At 37.7% G+C, this 1,436-nt stretch carries 2 protein-coding genes; both read right to left on the minus strand.

The features are described from left to right. Window positions 1–18: 18 nt before the first annotated feature. On the minus strand, window positions 19–852 hold the full coding sequence (locus AC30RD_RS09255) for a YihY family inner membrane protein (RefSeq protein WP_489494247.1): 834 nt from the start codon (window positions 850–852) through the stop codon (window positions 19–21). Between the two features lie 21 nt (window positions 853–873). Next, window positions 874–1,436, minus strand: a 563-nt coding sequence (locus tag AC30RD_RS09260; protein WP_489494249.1) for an FAD-linked oxidase C-terminal domain-containing protein, incomplete at its 5' end; no start/stop codon positions are given.

Below are 1,436 nucleotides of genomic sequence, written 5' to 3' on the forward strand. Positions count from 1 at the left end.
CGCTCTTTGGGTGCATTTCTATTCCTTTACACCCTTTTTCTTTTTATATACCTTATCTATAATGTAGCATAACTTTAAGCCGTAAATAAAAATAATCCATGAAGCATAAATCCATAAAAACAAAAAAAGCAAAATAGAAAAAGAGCCATACATTGTGGCGTATGATTTGTTATAAAACACATAGTAGATAAATCCATTTTTACTCACACTAAAAATCACTGCAACTATAAAAGAACTTAATGCAGATGCTTTGGGGTTTATTGTTACATTTGCGGCGATTTGAAAAAGCAAAAAGAACAGCCCCCAGATGATAAAATAGGGAATAAACGGGAAAAGATTCAATCCTGATGTCCACTCGTTGCTTGCAATCACTTGAGCAACATACCCCGTCATATAAAAGGAGATACCCAAAGCTATTGGGGTAAGTGTTATCATGGTCCAGTAGGTTGTAATACTCTCCCAAAGGGTGCGGGGTTTTGCATGAAAAATCTTGTTGGCTATATACTCAAAATTTTTAAAAAACAGAAGTGAAGAGACTAAAATAGCAACAAAACCCACCATCCCCATCTTGGAGGAGTTTGCTAAAAATCCGTTTATCTGATCCATCACAACTTCCGAATTTACCGGCATCAAATTGGAAAATATAAACTCCTGTATTTTGAGGTAATACTCCGAAAATGAGGGAAGAGAAGTAAGCAGTGTCATTATAATAAGCAAAAGGGGAATAATAGAAAAAATAGTATAAAAACTTAAACTTGCCGCAAAAAGCGTTAGCTCCTTATCGACAAATGTACGGATGAAAAATCTTGCGTGTCTGTAAAGTTTGTATATTTTTTCCTTTGTACGCATCATCTTCCACCCCTCTCTTACAATTTAGACAAGACCCATTTTTGCAGGATTGAGAATATTGTTTGGATCAAACGCCATCTTTATAGAGCGGAAAAGTTCCATCTCCTCAGGGGTAAATGCCATCGACATATAGGGAGCTTTTGCCAAACCTATACCATGCTCACCGGAGAGTGTTCCCCCCAAATCAACAGTTGCTTGAAACACCTCCTCTATAGCCTTATAGGCAATCTTTACCTCATGAGGATTACTTCCATCAACCATAACGTTTGTATGCACATTTCCATCACCCGTATGTCCAAAACATGGTATTGCAATATTGTATTTTTTTGCAATGGCATAAAACTTCTCTAAAAGCTCCGGTAAAACAGCACGCGGGACTGTTACATCTTCATTGAGTTTTTTACTTCCATACACAGAAAGCGCAGGGCTTGCATTACGGCGTGCAAACCAGATATCGGCAGCCTCTTTTTCATCTTTTGCACGCCGAAATTCACTACATCCGTTCTCACGAAACACTTTTTCAATCTGATCAAGCTGAAAATGCAAATCATCTTCCAAATTCCCATCTACATCAGTCACAAGCAACG

It is taken from the genome of Nitrosophilus sp., from assembly GCF_982775275.1.